General features: G+C 51.0%; 11 protein-coding genes, 1 tRNA gene and 3 rRNA genes. 5 read left to right on the forward strand and 10 right to left on the reverse strand.

The annotated features are described in order from the left end of the window. Positions 1-3 precede the first annotated feature (3 nt). Positions 4-1,809, reverse strand: coding sequence for an IS1634 family transposase (locus SPICO_RS03785; RefSeq protein ID WP_013739363.1), 1,806 nt, complete (start codon positions 1,807-1,809; stop codon positions 4-6). 159 nt (positions 1,810-1,968) lie between these two features. On the opposite strand from SPICO_RS03785, the gene SPICO_RS10245 reads away from it, so the two are divergent. From SPICO_RS10245 to SPICO_RS03800, 3 genes are all read left to right on the forward strand, one after another. Continuing rightward, complete coding sequence (locus tag SPICO_RS10245; protein ID WP_437176689.1) at positions 1,969-2,106, forward strand: hypothetical protein; 138 nt, start codon at positions 1,969-1,971, stop codon at positions 2,104-2,106. Between the two features lie 94 nt (positions 2,107-2,200). Beyond that, complete coding sequence (locus SPICO_RS03795; RefSeq protein WP_013739364.1) at positions 2,201-2,989, forward strand: RsmB/NOP family class I SAM-dependent RNA methyltransferase; 789 nt, start codon at positions 2,201-2,203, stop codon at positions 2,987-2,989. Between the two features lie 20 nt (positions 2,990-3,009). Further along, a complete protein-coding gene (locus SPICO_RS03800; protein WP_013739365.1) occupies positions 3,010-5,016 on the forward strand; it encodes an ATP-dependent helicase in 2,007 nt (668 codons plus the stop codon). Positions 5,017-5,169: 153 nt separating this feature from the next. Here the strand turns inward: SPICO_RS03800 and SPICO_RS03805 are convergent, their stop codons facing one another. The 3 genes from SPICO_RS03805 to SPICO_RS03815 all read right to left on the reverse strand — a co-directional run bounded on the left by SPICO_RS03805 (position 5,170) and on the right by SPICO_RS03815 (position 7,809). Then, on the reverse strand, positions 5,170-5,421 hold the full coding sequence (locus SPICO_RS03805) for a hypothetical protein (protein ID WP_013739366.1): 252 nt from the start codon (positions 5,419-5,421) through the stop codon (positions 5,170-5,172). Positions 5,422-5,425: 4 nt separating this feature from the next. Next, entirely contained in the window at positions 5,426-6,187 is a 762-nt protein-coding gene (locus SPICO_RS03810; RefSeq protein WP_013739367.1) for a ParA family protein, read from the reverse strand. 287 nt (positions 6,188-6,474) lie between these two features. Continuing rightward, the gene (locus SPICO_RS03815) at positions 6,475-7,809 is read right to left on the reverse strand and encodes a GH1 family beta-glucosidase (protein WP_013739368.1); all 1,335 of its coding nucleotides are present in this window, start codon (positions 7,807-7,809) and stop codon (positions 6,475-6,477) included. A gap of 221 nt (positions 7,810-8,030) precedes the next feature. Here SPICO_RS03815 and SPICO_RS03820 point away from each other — a divergent pair, with 221 nt between their 5' ends. Continuing rightward, positions 8,031-8,789 carry an exodeoxyribonuclease III gene (locus SPICO_RS03820; RefSeq protein ID WP_013739369.1) on the forward strand — a complete coding sequence of 253 codons (759 nt, stop codon included), beginning with the start codon at positions 8,031-8,033 and terminating at the stop codon, positions 8,787-8,789. A gap of 30 nt (positions 8,790-8,819) precedes the next feature. Here the strand turns inward: SPICO_RS03820 and typA are convergent, their stop codons facing one another. The 5 genes from typA to SPICO_RS03845 all read right to left on the reverse strand — a co-directional run bounded on the left by typA (position 8,820) and on the right by SPICO_RS03845 (position 16,048). Further along, positions 8,820-10,655: a translational GTPase TypA gene (gene typA, locus SPICO_RS03825; RefSeq protein WP_013739370.1), complete on the reverse strand. Its 1,836-nt coding sequence runs from the start codon at positions 10,653-10,655 to the stop codon at positions 8,820-8,822. Positions 10,656-11,102: 447 nt separating this feature from the next. Continuing rightward, positions 11,103-11,214: ribosomal RNA gene (gene rrf, locus SPICO_RS03830) — 5S ribosomal RNA — on the reverse strand. A gap of 76 nt (positions 11,215-11,290) precedes the next feature. Beyond that, positions 11,291-14,256: ribosomal RNA gene (locus tag SPICO_RS03835) — 23S ribosomal RNA — on the reverse strand. A gap of 44 nt (positions 14,257-14,300) precedes the next feature. Further along, a tRNA-Ala gene (locus tag SPICO_RS03840) sits at positions 14,301-14,374 on the reverse strand. 139 nt (positions 14,375-14,513) lie between these two features. Continuing rightward, a 16S ribosomal RNA gene (locus SPICO_RS03845) occupies positions 14,514-16,048 on the reverse strand. Together the 16S, 23S and 5S rRNA genes with 1 tRNA gene alongside form the textbook arrangement of a ribosomal RNA operon. A 648-nt stretch (positions 16,049-16,696) precedes the next feature. Between SPICO_RS03845 and SPICO_RS03850 the strand changes: the two genes are divergently transcribed. Continuing rightward, positions 16,697-17,320, forward strand: coding sequence for a GNAT family N-acetyltransferase (locus SPICO_RS03850; RefSeq protein ID WP_013739371.1), 624 nt, complete (start codon positions 16,697-16,699; stop codon positions 17,318-17,320). A 67-nt stretch (positions 17,321-17,387) separates the two neighbouring features. On the opposite strand, the gene SPICO_RS03855 is transcribed toward SPICO_RS03850, so the two are convergent. Beyond that, the gene (locus SPICO_RS03855; protein ID WP_013739372.1) at positions 17,388-18,200 is read right to left on the reverse strand and encodes an alpha/beta fold hydrolase; all 813 of its coding nucleotides are present in this window, start codon (positions 18,198-18,200) and stop codon (positions 17,388-17,390) included. Positions 18,201-18,260: the final 60 nt, after the last annotated feature.

Genomic DNA, 18,260 nt, shown 5'->3' on the forward strand with positions numbered 1-18,260 from the left:
GCATCAGGTCTTCTTCACTGCCGCAAAAAGTGCCCTCACATCGGCTTTCGCGTAATACTTCCGGCTCATGTCGATGTCCAGGGCTGCGCCGATGTCCTGGATGACGGGGTCGCAGTACAGGTTCATGAAGCATTGCCCTTCGATGTCGCCCAGCAGGGCCTGGCGCAGAGAATCCACCATCCGGCCCACGGACATGGTTCCCCCCGTCCTCTTCTCCAGAAGCCGCAGGAGCAGCAGGGAGACGAAACAGGTGAGGAAATGAGCCTCGATGCTGTCGCGGGTACGCACATAGACCGGACGGGCCTCCAGGTGCGTCTTGGTGATGCGGAAGCATTCCTCGATGCGCCACAGGCCCCGGTACATGTCGATGATGTCCACGTCGTCCACTGGTCGGTTCAGCTCGAAGAGGTTGTCCCTGCGGAAACGGGCCCGCCCAGCGAAGGGGGGCTCCCCCTCCTCGGTGCCTACCACGTTGGTGCAGATAAGGTAATAGCCGTCCAGCGCCTCCTCCCGCTGTAGCAGCTCCGTATCCAGGGAGACAGAGAACTCAGGAGCTTCCACGCGCTCTCCGGAGGCCCCGTCGAAGATGCTCTTCTTCAGGAACCGTCTCCCCGCATGGTTGTTCAGTACGGTGTTCTGCCCCCCGCCCGCCGCCTGCTGGGCTTTCTCGATGCTCTTCATCCTCTCGTGGCGTGCCTTCTGCTGGTAGGCGCGGCTGAAGAACACCACCTGCCTCTCGTTGACCGTCACTTTCCTCTTTCCGCCCGTCGCGGAATCGGTCACCCAACGCTCGACCGGAGTCAGGCGGCTCTTGTACCTGAAATCTCCATCGGCGGCACCATGGACGTAGCCCTCCTGCTTCAGGATGAAGGCCTGCAGCTCCGCGGTGCAGGTGCGCACCGACGAGCTGATGACGTACCCGCTGTGCCGCAGCAGGATGGAGGCCACGTTCATCCCGCTCATCATGCCCCTGTCCGCCACGTAGATGGTCCGGCCCGTCTGCTGCAGGGGGCGGAAGGTGGCCACGTCGGTGGTGTTGCCCGGGAACAGGCCGTAGGAGAGGGGGATGCCGTCGGCGTCCATGAACAGACCCATCTGCACGATGGGATCGGGCCGGTGTTCCTTGCTCACCCCCCGCCGTCTCAGCTCGTCCTCGGCGTCCACCTCCCAGTAATAGTTGGTCACGTCGTAGTACAGCAGGCCCGTGTCCCGCCCGTACTGCCGCTCCACCATCCGCCCCAGATGGTCTATGAGGGCGTCCTTGTGCCGGGAGAAGAACGCGAGGGAGCGGTACACGTCGTCGGCGCTGAAGGCCACGTCCCCGGCAAGCCTCTGGCGCGCCTGCCAGGTACCCAGCTTGCTGTCCGGCGCCAGGATGCGCGAACACACCAGCAGCCGGAAGATGCTGTTGTGGTTGAAGAGCGCCTTGGTGTAGCGCCTCCTGTTGTTCCAGAAATAGTCGATCTCCAGCTCGTGGTAGAGCTTCAGCAGCGGCAGGACGCCGTAGCTGAGGATCCTGTCCGCCCTCACCTCCGGGTCCGTGCAGTCCGTCCCCTCTCCAGGGGCGAAGTGGAAATGCTCGGCCGTCGAGACGCTCAGGGACACCTGCCGCTCCTTCTCTTCCTGCGTCAGCCGTCTCGCCTCGGCCTTGAAATGGCTCACCGGGTCATCGTAGAGCGCCTGGAGCTCGTCCAGATAGCCGAGCCACTGCACGAGGGAGTGCTTCACCGTGCCGTTTTTGCGATGGCCGGAGTAATAGGCCAGGCGTTTGCGTCCGCTCTTGTTTTCGGGGACTATCTTGATGAACATCGGGCACCTCTTCTGAGGAGAATCATATCATACCTCACAGTGCCACACAATGCCAAACTGATGAATGTTTTCAGGAAAGTGCAAAAAAAACTTCTTGCTACTTCCCTCACAAGAAGTTACTTCCCTCCTTCTCTGTCATCTAACTGCGAAACTATGGAAATGGGTTTTGCCCGTGCAGCCGCAGACAAGGTAGTGTTTATGGATGCGGGAGAAATCGTCGAAACCGGCTCTCCTGAACAGATATTCGAGCATCCTGCCAACGCCCGCACAAAACTGTTTCTGGATCATATCCTGTAAGCGGAAATATATCCTGCTCCCCTGTCAGGAATCTCCGAAAAAAATTCCGGATGCCTACACAATATGACCGGAATACAGTACAGTGTGCGACGATATGGGCAAGAAAACCACAGAACATAGCAATCAGGATTTATTCGACAGATACTATGTGGACATATACGGGGAACGTTGGACTAAACTCCGTACTGCACTTCTTGTGCAACGCACTCCTGTTGAATTTTCTGCTGGCCTTGTCCGTCCCTATTTCATGGATGAAGCCTCCATCATCGCCGCGCGCGCCCTGCCTGTCAGACCTCATGATGCTGTGCTGGATATGTGCGCGGCTCCCGGTGGCAAGACCCTTGTCCTTGCCACCCGTCTTGGACAGGACGGTTCCCTGGTGGCGAATGATCGTTCCGCATCGCGGCGGTCACGTCTGCATGCAGTCCTGGACGGATATCTTCCTGCCGAAATACGGGCAAAAGTGACGGTCACAGGCCACGATTCCACCCGCTGGAGTCTGCACCAACGGGACATGTATGACTCAATCCTCCTGGATGCGCCATGTTCCAGTGAAAGACATGTTCTCACCACTCCATCTGCCTTGAAGGAATGGAGTCCCTCACGTCCCAAACGGCTTTCCGTCCAACAGTTTGCCATGCTTGCGGCCGCCCTGGATGCCGTCAAGCCAGAAGGATATATCTTGTATTCCACATGCGCCCTTGCGCCCATTGAGAACGAACAGGTAATCCAGAAACTTCTTGAACGACGGAAAGGCCGGTGTGAAACCGTTCCTCTCTCTTTTGAGGCGGCAGAAAACAGGGATGCCGGATATATCATCCTTCCCGATACAGCCGATGGCCGCGGGCCTTTATATTTTTGCCTTATCCGTCGCACAGCCTGACCCACAGAAGGAGTACTACGTTGAGTTTCGATTTACGACGGGAACTGAATCCCGAACAATACCTTGCGGCGTCAACTATTGACGGTCCTCTGCTCATCATTGCCGGCGCAGGAAGCGGCAAGACCCGCATGCTGACCTTCAGGGTCGCCCATATGCTGGAAAATGGCATATCCCCCCACTCCATCCTTGCCCTGACTTTTACGAACAAGGCGGCAGCTGAGATGGCAGAACGCATCCATGATCTGACCGGCGTCAGCAGGAAAGAACTCATGGCAACGACTTTTCACGCATTCGGCATGAAGCTTCTCAAAAAATACATCCACCTGTTAGGATATAAAGATAATTTCACCATCTTCGACGCATCGGATGTACAGACACTCCTTTCGGATGTCATCCATAACCTTGGCTATGAAGAAGCGGATTATAATTTCTTTGAGCTTGCATCACTTTTCAGCGATGTCAAGACCGGGCGAGCCTCATTCCGCTCCGATGGCAAGTCGGAGCTGTCCCACGTCTATACCGAGTATCAGAAATCACTGAAGGCTTACAATGCCCTTGATTTCGATGATTTAATCATGCTCCCTCTCCGGCTGTTCGCGGAACATCCTGAAACCTTGGCTGAAATACGGAAAACTTATTCCCATATCCTTGTCGATGAATTTCAGGATACGTCCCTGACCCAATACTCCATTGTAAAGGAATTGGCATGGGAGCATAGGAACCTCTGTGTGGTCGGCGATGACGATCAATCAATCTATTCATGGCGTGGGGCGAATTATCGCAACATCATCATGTTTGAATCCGATTTCCCGGAAAGGCTTGAAATAAAACTGGAAAGGAATTACCGTTCGACCGGCACTATCCTGGAAGCAGCCAATAACGTCATTGTCCATAACACTGAGAGAAAGTCAAAGAAACTCTGGACACAGGAAAGCGTAGGCAGCATGATTCACCGCCTTGAACCGAAGGATGAGGATGATGAAGCTGCTATGATCATAGGGAAAATCAGGGAACTCCGTTTTGCCCATGATTATCCATGGAAAAACTTTGGCGTACTTGTGCGAACGAACCATATGCTTCCTGTCCTAGAAAACCGCTTCCTGCTGACAAACACACCCTGCAAGATTTCCGGAGGAGCCAGTTTCTTTGACAGGAAGGAAGTAAAGGATATCATCTCTTATCTACGCCTACTGGTGAACACAAAAGATGATGTGAGCTTCCTGCGCGTCATAAATGTCCCGCGCAGGGGAATAGGACGCAAAACAATAGAAAAAATCCGCGCGACGGCCGAATCCAACCAATGTTCGCTCCATGAAGCCTGTTCTTTGGTCAGCATTGCCACGGACAGCGGCATGAAAGGGAACCAGAAAAAAACCTTGGCAGACTTCTTTGCCTTGATTGAAGATTACAGAGAGAAGTTGTTTCATGCCGGAAAAAACAAAAGCAAGGTTCTCATGGCGTTAGTAGAAAACATCAGCTATAAGGATTATGTCATTGACCAGTATCCGACTAATGAAAAGGCAGTCAACTTCAAGATGGGCAGCATCCGCACCTTCAATGCGATGTTCGGGAGATGGGAACGCGATCCTGACAATAATGGTTCATCAGTCTTTGACTATCTGAACAGACTGGCGTTGAGTGGCAAAGAAAATACTGACGATGATGACAAAGTGCATCTGATGACAATGCACGCCTCGAAGGGTTTGGAATTCGCCGTCGTCTTTCTGGCGGGAATCGAAGACCATATCATTCCTCATGCACGCACGCTGGAGGAAAACCAGGACTCTCTTGCGGAAGAACGTCGTCTGTTTTACGTGGCACTGACACGAGCCCGCAAACACCTGTACATTTCCACCTGCATGGCACGACATAGAGGAAAGGAATTGACAGCATCCGTGCCGTCACGATTTTTGCTTGAGATTCCGGCACATCTTGTTACGACGGAAGATGAAGAAGCAAAGCCTGCTTCCAAAGAAGACTTGTCAAGAATACTTGATAAATTCAAAGCAAAACTTGATGCAAAATGATAAATTAAACTAAAGAAATAATATTGTTTCTATTAAATAGAAGATAATTTTTAATATATCTACATAATAGAAACGAATGAAAACGATATTAAATCATTAGAAAACCAATATAGATATTATATGTATAATACATAGATATACATAATTATACTATCAATTTTCAGTATTTTTAATGAATTGTCGTAATGCAAATCGGATACCAGCTGCCCATCCAAGACCCATGTTTTCAAACGTATCTTCCAGTTCCCTTTTGAATGAAGGTTCGATAGAAAAAGTCGTAAGTATCTTTTTTTCCTTTGCCTGCCGCCCGACAGACTTGGAAAACAGATTCTTGGCCTTCTGACTGCTGAGACTTTCGCTCACTTCCGGTAAATTTTCTTCATCAGTACTCTTTTTCAATGCCATAGTCCTATCTCCATATCACCGCATCCAGTTCCTTAAGCGCGACAATTGTTTTTTCTTTTAACCCTCGTCCCCTATCTTTATAATCCTGTGGCGCGCGGCCTGCTTCCTGGGATTTTCTGAAAACTGGATCAACAGGAATACGGAAAACCTTGAAATTCCCATTATCCGCGGCAGAAAAGATTTCCCGATGCTGTTTGATTCTCTCGTCATATGAATTGATCACGACGCACGAATGTTCAACGGAAGATCTCAGGTTCTTTTTTATCTTTGCAAGTTCATCAATGAAGATTTCCAGTCCATCGAGACTGAAAACCTCAGGAGTCATCGGCGTAACGACTTCATCACATGCAATAAGCGCAGAACGTTCAAGTCGTCCCAATCCTGGCGAAAGATCCATGATGATATGCTTGAAGTCTTTACTGATTTCTTTTACCAAGTCCTGCAAGACATAAGGTTCTTCTGCTAATTTTGTTTCAGAATAGTTCTTCAGCGTTCCGCCTATTCCAAATGTCGGCAGGATGTACAGGTTCTTGACTGAGGGTATGGATACTATGGCATCACTGGGGAAGCATTTCCCCTGGATGACGTCGGATAATTCAAATTCCGGCGTGTTCTTAAGAAACCATGAGGAAGCATTTCCTTGAGGATCAACATCAATCAAAAGCGTAGAAAAACCTTGGTGAGCAGATTCACACGCCAAAGCTCCAGAGATTGTTGTCTTTCCTACACCACCTTTTTGCAGATGGAAAGCTACTGTTTTTCCCATGTTCGTATACTCTCAAAAAGTATATACGCCCTTTTCCTGTCGTACAAGTCTTATATCGACAATTATAGAAATTTATTTAATTGATAGTTTAATTTAGGAATTAGATATATAAACAATATGGTTTTTGTATTGTTTTACATGAATAACTATATGTATATGAATGTGTTTTTATGTATACAATATATGTTATACAATTACGGCGTATTCGTGTTATCCGCGAATACGCTGCAAATCACCGGTATTTCTGTTTTACTTCTGTTTCTCTCCGTTTGCCTGCCGGCAATGAATCATAAACCGTATCCTGCAATGACATCCCTGAAATAATAAGCACTGTTCTTAGGTATACGGCGTTGCGTGGCATAATCGACATACACGATTCCGAAACGTTTGGAATAGCCGAATGCCCACTCAAAATTGTCCATGAAAGACCACAGAAAATATCCGGAAAGGGGAATACCCTCATCAATCGCTTCCCGGCAGATTTTAAAATGTTTTCTCAGATATGCTATTCGCCGGGAATCATCAACTGTATCATTCTCACCGACGACATCAGCCATTGCACACCCATTTTCGGTGATGTACAACGGGATGCCAGGACATTCCAGAGCAAAAATACGCAACATCCTTAACAGACCTGACGGAGTGACAGGCCATCCCATATCTGTCTTTTCTTCCCAGCTTGGCTCAAACTCATAGTTGAACTTACTGCTTTGCGACCATGAAACGGCTCTTTCGTTGTAAAAGTTAATGCCAATGAAATCCAGTGGCCCTGTACTGATGATGTCAAGGTCGCCGGGATGCGATAAAGAAGAAAAATCAAAACCATAGGTTTTCGCCGCTTCCGGATAGCCTTTTCCCATGACCGGATGAACAAAAAGGTTCGTTTCCAGCATCTTGCAGATATCGGCAGCGTGGCTGTCTTCCTCTCTGCGTGTCGCAGGACGCGGAGTCGTTGGATTCCACGTTATGCCAATCGGTTCCGTTGCTTTTGTTTCCCTGTATTTTTGCATGGCCAGTCCATGGGCAAGGTTCAAGTGATGGATTACGGCTACCGTCTCATCCAGACTTCGGTGGCCTGGAGCATGAACTCCCATGTAGTGTCCCAGATATGCACTGCAATAAGGTTCGTTCAATGTAATCCAACGATCAACATAGCCTCCCAGTTCGGAAAAACAGACAGCCGCGTATTCCTCGAAGGCATAAGATGTACTGCGATTTACCCAACCGCCTTCATCTTGTAAAGGCTGAGGCAAATCCCAGTGATAAAGTGTCGCTACTGTCTGTATGCCTGATGCGTGAAGTTCGTCACAGAGCTTCCTGTAATAGTCGAGTCCCTTCTGATTAATTTTTCCCCGACCTTCAGGAATTATGCGCGGCCAGGCTATTGAAAACCGATATGCCTGTATCCCCAAGCGACGAAGCAAAGCGACATCCTCAGGATATCTATGATACTGGTCGGCGGCTACGTCTCCTGTGTCACCATTGAGTACGGCTCCCGGCTGACGACAGAATATATCCCAGATGGACTGACCACGGCCATCTTCACGGCTGGCGCCTTCAACTTGGAAGCTAGCTGTTGCAGCTCCCCACAGAAAATCCGCAGGAAAATGGGAATTATTCATGGTAGCTCTTTCCTCCCTGAAAACCTACAATTCGCTTCTTTTTGGATCAATGGCATCATATCACGCCTATTTGTTCACCGCAAGAACTAATTGCATTGCATAAAATCGCATGAATTATACCAGAAACAGATGAATGAAAAGTATGACATCCCCGCCCTTGTATATATGATGACCTTTCGATATCTTATGAAGGAAATAAAACAAGGGACTGGGACGTGCAGATGAAGAAATTCGTATCGTGGAATGTCAATGGAATACGGTCATGCCTGGGCAAGGGATTTCTTGATTATTTTTTTTCCACGGATGCAGATATATTCTGCCTTCAGGAAACTAAGCTACAGGAAGGTCAGCACGACATTGAACTCCCCGACTACCACCAGTACTGGAATTATGCCCAAAAAAAAGGCTACTCAGGAACTGCTCTTTTTTCCAAGGAAAAACCTGTACGTGTCACATTTGGCATTGCGCCTTTCATTGAAGACGCGGAAGGACGGGTGATTACCGCCGAATATCCCGCTTATTTCCTTGTCTGTGTCTATACGCCTAATTCACAGCGAGAATTACTCCGTTTGGATTACCGCATGAAGTGGGATGATGCTTTTCGAGCATATATCCTGTCCCTTGAGGCTATGAAACCTGTTTTCGTATGCGGCGACCTGAATGTGGCACACAAGGAAATCGACCTTAAGAATCCTAAAAGCAATGTCAGGAACGCTGGTTTCACGCAAGAAGAACGTGACAAGTTTTCCTTGTTCCTTGATGCTGGCTTCACCGATTCGTTCCGACACCTGTATCCTCATGTCATTGACCGTTATTCCTGGTGGTCCTATATGGCCAATGCGCGGGCAAAGAACATAGGGTGGCGTATCGACTACTGGCTGACAAGCAACAGATATGCGGATAAAATCCATGACAGTCTCATTGATGACCATATCCCAGGAAGCGACCATGCACCGGTCGCGCTCCTGCTTGACCTGTAGGCTGTAACTATATCCTTGTGAGGCGTGGATTTATTTCAGCATGAAATCAGGAATGACTCCTCTGTTCTCGAAAACACGTCGCTGTTGCGTATCAAGTATCCTCTTACACATGCGGATTGACAGGGGCGTAACCTCTACTAGTTCATCTTCCTTGATGAACTGCATGGCCTGTTCCAGCGTCTGTTTGACGACAGGGACAAGCGTCACTGCTTCATCTTTGCCAGACGCACGCATATTGCTCAACTTCTTCGTGCGCGTGGGATTGATGAGCAAGTCTCCCTCTTTGTTATGCTCGCCAATGACTTCACCTTCGTAAACGGGGTCTCCGGGAATGATGAACAGTTTTCCCCGATCCTCAAGCTGCCACAAGGCATAGGGGATGGCATTTCCGGCGCGGTCACTAATCAAAGAACCGGTTGTGCGGTCGATAATCTCTCCTCTATAAGGGAAATAACCTTTCAGGCTGGAATTCATGATTCCCTGTCCTTTGGTAATCGTCAGAAATTCATCTCTGAAACCAATCAAGCCACGCGCCGGAACTTCAAAATTCATTTTCACCCGTGTATCTGTATAGGTGATATCCTTCATCATCCCTTTACGACGTGAGAGTTTATCCATGATGGTTCCACTGAATTCTTCGGGACAATCAACAAGAAGATTTTCAATAGGCTCGGTTTTTCCACCTTCTGAATCAACGTGGAAAATAATCTTGGGACGACCGATGCACAGCTCAAAGCCTTCTCTCCTCATCTGTTCGACGATGATGGCCATTTGAAATTCCCCACGCCCTTTGACCGTATAGGTATCATCAGAATTTTTCTCTACACGGATTGAAACATTACGCAAGGTCTCTTTCATCAGGCGGTCGCCAATCCTTGCCGATGTGACTATCTTGCCTTCTTTTCCGGCTAATGGAGAGATATTCTTGGAGAAAAGCATGGAAACTGTCGGCTCATCCACAGTAAGGCGGGGCAATGCCTTGGGATTATCCTGTGTACATATTGTGTCTCCGATTGACACGTCTCCCACTCCTGCCAAGACTATGATGTCACCTGATTCAACTGTAGGGACTTCATGAAAGGTATTCCCTTCATATGTATGGAGCTTGGTGACCCTCAGACTTCTCTGCACAGTGTTTTCTTCTATGCAGACAAGGGAGTCGTTGGTACTCGCGCTGCCATTCATGACCTTTCCAATAGCCAGTCGTCCGAGAAAGTCACTGTAACCGAGATCACTTACCAACATCTGGAAAGGTTCATCGGTATCATGGCGTGGAGCCGGGACATGTTCCAGTATGCCATCAAGAAGCAAATGGAGATTCGGCTGGAGTTGATCTGGAGTTCGTCCGCATCTGCCGCTTCGTCCGCTTGCATAGAAAACCGGCACATCCAGCATGTCGTCTCGTGGATCAAGTTCAAGAAGCAGGTCATAGACTTCATCAAGGACTTCAGCCGGACGAGCGTCCGCCCTGTCAACCTTGTTGATGACCACAATGACTGATAAACCCGCAGCAAGGGCTTTCTCCAGAACAAAACGAGTCTGCGGTAAGGGACCTTCCGCCGCATCGACCAGAACGATGACTCCATCGACCATGGATAGTCCACGTTCGACTTCACCGCCGAAATCAGCATGTCCCGGAGTATCGATGATATTGACCTTGACACCTTTCCAGATGATTGCGCAATTCTTTGCGCTTATCGTGATGCCACGCTCACGTTCAATTGCACCGCTGTCCATGATGCGTTCCGTAGAAGAATTGCCAAAAAGTCCGCTCTGCCTGAAAAGAGCATCAACAAGCGTTGTCTTGCCATGGTCAACATGCGCAATGATAGCAATATTACGGATATGGGTATTTTGTGTAATCATAGTATGTATAAAGAAATCCTCACTGACACTCTATCATAGATGAAACTTTTTCTACAGTAGAGCAAATTGAAATTCATCCATTATTGTTTATATATTAAATAAGTTTCATTTTTATATAAAAACTATAGTATAACAATTAGCATCAATAGTAAAAACTATTGTTTTTATGTCTTTTCCATGAAAAAACATTTATTTCAAATATTTATACCACAAAGAAAAATATCTGTTCCATTAAATCCTCTATAAAAATAGTAAAAATCATAACACCAAAAAGGCCGTTGCATGACGGCATTCCATGTGGGGCTGGGGCACATCCCACAATCCTCTATTCTGTGTAGGAAAAAAGGGATGTTGATGAGGAGATTGCGATGCGGGCGTGATCATCCCCCATCCCGGCCTGCCCACGTCCCCCGCCGCGGTACTCCGGGGATGAGGGCATAAAAAAAGGCCCGGCGGCGACCTACTCTCCCGCGAAAAACGCAGTACCATCGGCGCGAGAGTGCTTGACTGCCGTGTTCGGGATGGGAACGGGTATGACCACTCTGCTATGACCACCGGGCCGGCTGCCCCCTGCGCTCCCTCCGATCCGGAAGAGGCGCGGGCGCAGCCCGCTGTGTGCGGGCCGGAACAAGAATATGGTCAAGCCTCACGGCTGATTAGTACCGGTCGGCTGAACATGTTGCCATGCGTACACCTCCGGCCTATCGACCAGGTAGTCTCCCTGGTTCCTTCAGTCCCCTCGTGGGGGACGGGATGTCTCATCTTGAGGCAGGCTTCCCGCTTAGATGCTTTCAGCGGTTATCCCTGCCGGACGTGGCTACCCGGCGCATGCCGCTGGCGCGACAACCGGTACACCAGAGGTCCGTCCACCTCGGTCCTCTCGTACTGAAGGCAGGCCCTCTCAAACATCCAACGCTTGTGGCAGATAGGGACCGAACTGTCTCACGACGTTCTGAACCCAGCTCACGTACCGCTTTGATTGGCGAACAGCCAAACCCTTGGGACCTGCTCCAGCCCCAGGATGCGATGAGCCGACATCGAGGTGCCAAACCTTGCCGTCGATATGAACTCTTGGGCAAGATCAGCCTGTTATCCCCGGAGTACCTTTTATCCGTTACGTGACGGCGCTTCCACGCGCTACCGCCAGATCACTAAGACCTACTTTCGTACCTGCTCGGCTTGTCGGCCTCGCAGTCAAGCCACCTTGTGCCTTTACGCTTGCCGGATGATTCCCAACCATCCTAAGGTGACCTTCGCGCGCCTCCGTTACCCTTTGGGAGGCGACCGCCCCAGTCAAACTTCCCGCCTGGCACTGTCCGCCGCCCCGCTTCAGGGGCCGCGTTAGGGAATTGCACGCGCAAGGGTGGTATTTCACCACTGGCTCCGCGCAGCCTGACGGCCACGCCTCCTCGCCTCCCACCTATCCTACACATGCGCGTCCAACTCTCCGTACCAAGTTGAAGTAAAGGTTCACGGGGTCTTTCCGTCTGACCACAAGTACCAGGCATCTTCACCTGGACTTCAATTTCACCGGATCTCACGTCGAGACAGCGCCCAAATCGTTACACCATTCGTGCGGGTCGGAACTTACCCGACAAGGAATTTCGCTACCTTAGGACCGTTATAGTTACGGCCGCCGTTTACCGGGGCTTGAATTCGCCGCCTCGCCTTGCGGCTCACGGCTCCTCTTGACCTTCCGGCACCGGGCAGGTGTCAGTCCATATACTTCCCGTCGCCGGTTCGCATGGACCTGTGTTTTTGGTAAACAGTCGCTTGGGCCATTTCTCTGCAACCCGCCTTCGCGGGCCATGCTTCTCCCGAAGTTACGCATGCATTTTGCCGAGTTCCTTGACGTGAGTTCTTCCGTGCGCCTTCGCATTCTCAGCTCGCCCACCTGTGTCGGTCTCTGGTACGGTCCCCCCATGCATATCCTTAGGGATTGTTTCCCGGCACGACAGCTCCACGCGCTTCGCCTCCCCGTAGGTCGGCTCGCATTCGCACTTCCCCTCAGACGCCGGATTTGCCTGGCGTCCTCAACAGACCCGTGCTTGGACCGGAACTACCGTTCTCCGGCCGCGCTTCGCTCTATGCGTCATCCCGTCGGTGCATGGGAAGGTACGGGAATGTTCACCCGTTTCCCATCGGCTACGGCCTTCGCCCTCGCCTTAGGGGCCGACTGACCCTTGGGCAGATTACCTTTACCCTGGAAACCTTAGGCTTCCGGCGGACGGGGATCTCACCCGTCTTTTCGTTACTCATGCCTGCATCCTCTCTTCCATCCCGTCCAGCAGCCCTCCCGGGCTCCCTTCCTCCGTACATGGAATGCTCCCCTACCCGCAGCGTCTCGCGCTGCGCCATGGCTTCGGTGACATGCTTAGCCCCGTTACATTGTCGGCGCGCGGCTACTCGACCAGTGAGCTGTTACGCACTCCTTCGAGGAATGGCTGCTTCTAAGCCAACCTCCTGGCTGTCTGCGCAACCGCACTTCCTTTCCCACTTGGCATGTCTTGGGGACCTTAGCCGATGGTCTGGGCTGTTTCCCTCTTGACGACGGCCCTTATCAGTCGCCGTCTGACTCCCGCATATTGGCTCTCGGCATTCTGAGTTTGGTTGGACTTGGTACCCGGTGAAGGGCCCGCATCCATCCAGTGCTTTACCTCCGTGAGCGTCCATGCGAGGCTAGCCCTAAAGCTATTTCGGGGAGTACCAGCTATCTCCAAGTTTGTTTAGCCTTTCACTCCGATCCACAGCTCATCCCAACCCTTTTCAGCGGATTTAGGTTCGGCCCTCCACCGCATCTCACTGCGGCTTCAGCCTGGCCATGGATAGATCACTTGGCTTCGGGTCTGCCCCACGCAACTCTCGCCCTCTTCGGACTCGGTTTCCCTACGGCTCCGGGACTCCTATCCCTTAACCTCGCTACGTACGGCAACTCGCAGGCTCATTCTACAAAAGGCACGCCACCACAGGATCGCTCCCGCTGTGACCGCTTGCAAGTCTACGGTTTCAGGTTCTCTTTCACTCCCCTCCCGGGGTCCTTTTCACCTTTCCCTCACGGTACTATGCGCTATCGGTAGCCGCCAGTGTTTAGCCTTGGAGGGTGGTCCCCCCTGCTTCCGGCTGGATTCCTCGTGTCCCGCCGTACTCAAGGCGCACGCCCACACAGCGCACCAGGCTTCGCGTACCGGGCTTTCACCGTCTTTGGCGGGCCTTCCCAGACCCTTCCGCTCACCTGTGCCTTTCTCTCTGTGCGGGGACCCTCGGCGGTCCCCCGGCATGCCCTTACAACCCCCCTGACACAACGCCCCGAGGCTATGCGCGCCAAAGGTTTGGGCTCCTCCCCGTTCGCTCGCCGCTACTGGGGGAATCTCGTTTGATGTCTTTTCCTGCAGGTACTCAGATGGTTCACTTCCCTGCGTCTCCTTCCGCCTGCTATGTATTCACAGCGCGGATGCGCGGGTCTTCCCCGCGCGGGTTACCCCATTCGGACACCCATGGATCACCGGATGTTGGCTCCTCCCCATGGCTTTTCGCAGCTGACCGCGTCCTTCCTCGCCTGGCGGCTCCCAGGCATCCTCCGTAGACCCTTCTTCGCTTGACCATATTTTTCTTCCAGCCCGTCTCTCGTTGATGTCAAAAATCTCCTGGAGGCAAGGGGATTCGAACCCCTGACCCTCGGCTTGCAAAGCCGATGCTCCGACCAGCTGAGCTATGCCCCCGGTCTCCGGTCATCGGCGAACTTGGGAAGAAGAAGGTGATGTAAGGGGGCAAGGGCCCGTGCAGGTCCTTCCTCCTGCTGGACAACGTCCGTTTGTCTGCCTCCAGGACTTCCGTCCCACAGGCTCCCTTTCTTCTCAGAAAGGAGGTGATCCAGCCGCACCTTCCGGTACGGCTACCTTGTTACGACTTCACCCTCCTCACCAGGCATACCTTCGGCACCTCCCCCCTCGCGGTTGGGACAGCGACTTCGGGTACCCCCGACTCGGATGGTGTGACGGGCGGTGTGTACAAGGCCCGGGAACGTATTCACCGCGCCATGCTGATGCGCGATTACTAGCGATTCCAACTTCATGGACTCGGGTTGCAGAGTCCAATCCGTACTGAGACCGGCTTTCGCGGTTCGCTCTCCCTCGCGGGTCCGCTTCGCTCTGTACCGGCCATTGTAGCACGTGTGTGGCCCAGGGCATAAGGGCCATGATGACTTGACGTCGTCCCCACCTTCCTCCGGTTTGTCACCGGCAGTTCCGTCCGAGTCCCCATCTTCACATGCTGGTAACAGACGGCAGGGGTTGCGCTCGTTGCGGGACTTAACCCAACACTTCACAGCACGAGCTGACGACAGCCATGCAGCACCTGTCCGGCGGCCGCAAGCGGCCCATGGGTCTCCCCATGGTTCCCCCGGATGTCAAGCCCTGGTAAGGTTCCTCGCGTATCATCGAATTAAACCACATGCTCCACCGCTTGTGCGGGCCCCCGTCAATTCCTTTGAGTTTCACCCTTGCGGGCATACTCCCCAGGCGGCACACTCAGTGCGTTAGCTCCGGTACCGGGGGCTACCCCCCGACACCTGGTGTGCATCGTTTACTGTGCGGACTACCAGGGTATCTAAACCTGTTCGCTCCCCGCACCTTCGCGCCTCAGCGTCAGTACATGCCCAGGCAGTCGCCTTCGCCTCCGGTGTTCTTCCAGATATCTACAGATTTCACCCCTACACCTGGAATTCCACTGCCCCCTGCTGTACTCAAGCCATGCAGTTTCCCACGCATACCCCCGGTTGAGCCGGGGTCTTTCACATCGGACTTGCATGACCGCCTGCGCGCCCTTTACGCCCAATAATTCCGAACAACGCTCGCCCCCTACGTGTTACCGCGGCTGCTGGCACGTAGTTAGCCGGGGCTTATTCCGGGATTCACGTCATCACCCGCCCATTCCCTGGCAGGCTTATTCCCCCTCCCGAAAAGAACTTTACAACCTCACGGCCTTCTTCGTTCACGCGGCGTCGCTCCGTCAGGGTTCCCCCCATTGCGGAAGATTCTTAGCTGCTGCCTCCCGTAGGAGTCTGGACCGTGTCTCAGTTCCAATGTGGCCGTCCACCCTCTCAGGCCGGCTACCCATCGTCGCCATGGTGGGCCGTTACCCCCCCATCCAGCTAATGGGCCGCGGACTCATCTCCCAGCGGGGCCGTGGCCCCTTTCCCCGCAGGGCTCTACCCCTGCGGTCGTATCCGGTATTATCACCTGTTTCCAGGTGCTGTCCCCAACTGGGAGGCAGATCATCCACGTGTTACTCACCCGTCCGCCGCTCTCCAGGGCCGAAGCCCCTTCCCGCTCGACTTGCATGCTTAAAACGCGCCGCCAGCGTTCGTTCTGAGCCAGGATCAAACTCTCCGTCATGGTAGTACGGGTTCCGAAGAACCCGCCTCTTCTATAACTGTTCAATCCCAGTCCCCCCCCGTCCCCCTTCGCCCTCGCGGGCTCTGGCTTCCAGGGGCTGAACAAAGCTGTCGCTCTGTCCTCTTATTATTTCAAAGAATTGACTGGAAAGCCCTTTGCTTCCCTTACACAGACTTTCGTCTCGCCGCGCATCTGCGCGGCTCCTTCTTCTTCCCTACGCTCTACCTTTCATAAACCAGAGGGTTTCCCCGGACGCCTCGCGGCGTCCCGGCCTCCCGCCCCTTCTCAAGGGCTCGGCTACTGTAGCAGGTTCCTCATCCTCAGTCAACTACTTTCCTCTTTCTTTTCTCTCTTCCCCCCTTTTTTCCGCTTTCCCTCTCCCGCCTCCACCTTCATCCTTTGGGATTATGATGTCGGAATCAGGCAAAATGAATTTTATATCAGATTTGATTCTTAATAATGAAATCCATATGTTGGATGCATTCTTCATCCTTTATAGTCATAGTTGTGTTCTTATGCTTGACTTACTTATGGTATCCATTTTTCAGCATTTTCTTTTTCTTTAGTGCATGTTGTCATCCGATGCAGTATTATTTAGATAAGAGCTACTCTTTCATATATTAAAGAACCTTGGAACAAGGAAAAAGAATGCTGAACTTCAGTCCAATCCGACCGGCGACCCCTGCGGACGCTCCTTATTTTTATGAGATATGCCTCAAGACATCACTGGCGGGAGCCGATGGATCGGATTATTTCCAAGATCCTTATATGACAGGAGCCTATTGGTCGGCTCCTTATCTCTGGCATGATATGGATCTCTGCTTCATAGCGGAAGATTTCTCCGGCAGACCGGCCGGCTACATTGTCGGGACAAAGGATACCACCACTTATAATCAATGGCTTGCCCAAGAATGGCTGCCGACCATCCAAAAACAGTACGCCACTGTTCGTGCCGCCTCAGAACCTGAGAAAACCATCTTATCACTCATCAGAAAAGGGAATCCGGGAGCTGGGGTATGGGAAAACGTCGGCTACCCCGCCCATCTTCATATAAATATCCTTCCCTCATTGCAAGGTCGGGGAATCGGTCGCCGTCTTATGGAAAACTGGCTGGGGAAAGCTGAGGAGAAACATTTGCAAGGCGTCCATTTTGGAGTCGATGCGCGAAACAAAAGCGCCATAGGTTTCTACGGTCATCTTGGTTTCACGGTTCTGGAAAACACAGATCATTCGCTGATTTTCGGCATGAAGCTGCCCCGCGGAGAAAAATAAGAAACAATCATTGGGAACTACACTTCGGGCATCTTTATACATTGATTTTTCTATTTTGAAAGCGCCCCTATGAAAAGTTCCTTAAAAATTCTTCTACAAAACCAGAAAATAACTCCGGTTTTTCAATTTGCATGTTATGTCCTGTTGAATCTATAATTGCGAAGCTGCTTCTTGAAAAATTTGATTCTAACCTTAAAGCATCTTTGTAACCAACAATATGATCCTGTTTGCCTAACAAAATAGTAGTAGGATTATTAAATTCAATTAAACAGAACTCACTTTCACAAGACAATGCATACCCATTACTATAAATAAAATCCAAGTAAGGGACGTCTGCATTGTTTATCCCTACTAATATTTCTTTCTTATATCTGTTCCATGTATACTGGTTTGCAATAACAGCCATCTTCAAAAAAGAGCTGTAATTATTCTTGTCTACCGTATTCACGGCAAAAGATTCCTGTTTCACTATTTGTTTTGGTGGGAGATTCCTTCTTTCTTTGTCGCCTATAGTGCATGGGCAAATTAAAAATAATCCTAAAATTTTATCTTTTAAAGCTTTCACTAACCCCAATGATAAATAACCCCCATAAGATTCTCCGAAAAGAATAAAACTGGCATCGCCGATGATTTTATTGATGAAGGCATTTACTATTTTCAGCATATCATCAGAATTTATAACAGACTTATGTGAAGGAGTCTTTCCCATGCCAACCAAATCTAAATATATTCTTTTGTAGCCAATTTTACTTTCAAAAACAGGCTCTAAACAACCTTTCATTAAATGACTATCCACATAAAAACCATGCAGGCATAATACTGGTATGCCAGAGCCATATTCTTCATAATACAAATTGATGCCATTTATTAAAATATTCATTATGAATCCAGTCCTTTCATTTCATCTTCTTCCAGCCCAAGGCACGATTCAACCAGCAGA

The organism is Parasphaerochaeta coccoides DSM 17374, assembly GCF_000208385.1.
Lineage (GTDB): Bacteria > Spirochaetota > Spirochaetia > Sphaerochaetales > Sphaerochaetaceae > Parasphaerochaeta > Parasphaerochaeta coccoides.

What these genes read in the sequence shown, in the direction of transcription:
- SPICO_RS03785 (WP_013739363.1), bottom strand. Translation starts at nt 1,809, where the DNA reads ATGTTCATCAAGATAGTCCCCGAAAACAAGAGCGGACGCAAACGCCTG.
- SPICO_RS03795 (WP_013739364.1), top strand. Translation starts at nt 2,201, where the DNA reads ATGGGCAAGAAAACCACAGAACATAGCAATCAGGATTTATTCGACAGA.
- SPICO_RS03805 (WP_013739366.1), bottom strand. Translation starts at nt 5,421, where the DNA reads ATGGCATTGAAAAAGAGTACTGATGAAGAAAATTTACCGGAAGTGAGC.
- SPICO_RS03810 (WP_013739367.1), bottom strand. Translation starts at nt 6,187, where the DNA reads ATGGGAAAAACAGTAGCTTTCCATCTGCAAAAAGGTGGTGTAGGAAAG.
- SPICO_RS03815 (WP_013739368.1), bottom strand. Translation starts at nt 7,809, where the DNA reads ATGAATAATTCCCATTTTCCTGCGGATTTTCTGTGGGGAGCTGCAACA.
- SPICO_RS10245 (WP_437176689.1), top strand. Translation starts at nt 1,969, where the DNA reads ATGGGTTTTGCCCGTGCAGCCGCAGACAAGGTAGTGTTTATGGATGCG.
- typA (WP_013739370.1), bottom strand. Translation starts at nt 10,655, where the DNA reads ATGATTACACAAAATACCCATATCCGTAATATTGCTATCATTGCGCAT.
- SPICO_RS03855 (WP_013739372.1), bottom strand. Translation starts at nt 18,200, where the DNA reads ATGAATATTTTAATAAATGGCATCAATTTGTATTATGAAGAATATGGC.
- SPICO_RS03850 (WP_013739371.1), top strand. Translation starts at nt 16,697, where the DNA reads ATGCTGAACTTCAGTCCAATCCGACCGGCGACCCCTGCGGACGCTCCT.
- SPICO_RS03820 (WP_013739369.1), top strand. Translation starts at nt 8,031, where the DNA reads ATGAAGAAATTCGTATCGTGGAATGTCAATGGAATACGGTCATGCCTG.